Raw genomic sequence first — 603 nt, forward strand, 5'->3', positions numbered from 1 at the left:
GCAGTGATAGCCGTTGAACTAATCGTCGGCGCATCGTTGACGTTGGTCACGGTAATGCTAAAGGACTGGTCAGCAGTTAAGCCGTCCGTGTCGGTCACCCGCAGTAATACGGGGTGCGCGCCCACATCGGCATTGCCTGGCGTGCCACTTAACAATCCAGTAGCCGCATTGAAGCTCAACCAGCTTGGTTTAGCCACCGCGCTCAATGTCAGTACATCGCCCACATCGGTATCACTCGCCGCAAAGCTATAGCTGTACGCCGCATCTTGAGTGGCAGCAGTGATGGCCGTTGAACTAATCGTCGGCGCATCGTTGACGTTGGTCACGGTAATGCTGAAGCTTTGCTCTGCCGTTAAGCCGTCCGTATCCGTCACCCGCAGTGTTACTGGGTGTGCACCCACATCGGCATTGCTTGGCGTGCCACTTAACAATCCAGTGGCCGCATTGAAGCTCAACCAGCTTGGTTTAGTCACCGCGCTCAATGTCAGTACATCGCCCACATCGGTATCCGCAGCCGCAAAGTTGTAGCTGTACGCCGCATCTTGAGTGGCAGCAGTGATGGCCGTTGAACTGATGGTCGGTGCGTCATTAACGTTGGTCACG

The 603-nt window shown here is 55.6% G+C and carries 1 protein-coding gene; it reads right to left on the reverse strand.

The window, feature by feature from the left end; translation table 11 throughout:
- Window positions 1-603: putative Ig domain-containing protein (locus tag Q4Q52_RS22190; protein ID WP_311991701.1), on the reverse strand; the 603-nt coding region annotated here is incomplete at both ends.

The organism is Shewanella sp. SP1S2-4 (genome assembly GCF_031932075.1).
Classification (GTDB): Bacteria; Pseudomonadota; Gammaproteobacteria; order Enterobacterales; family Shewanellaceae; genus Shewanella; species Shewanella baltica.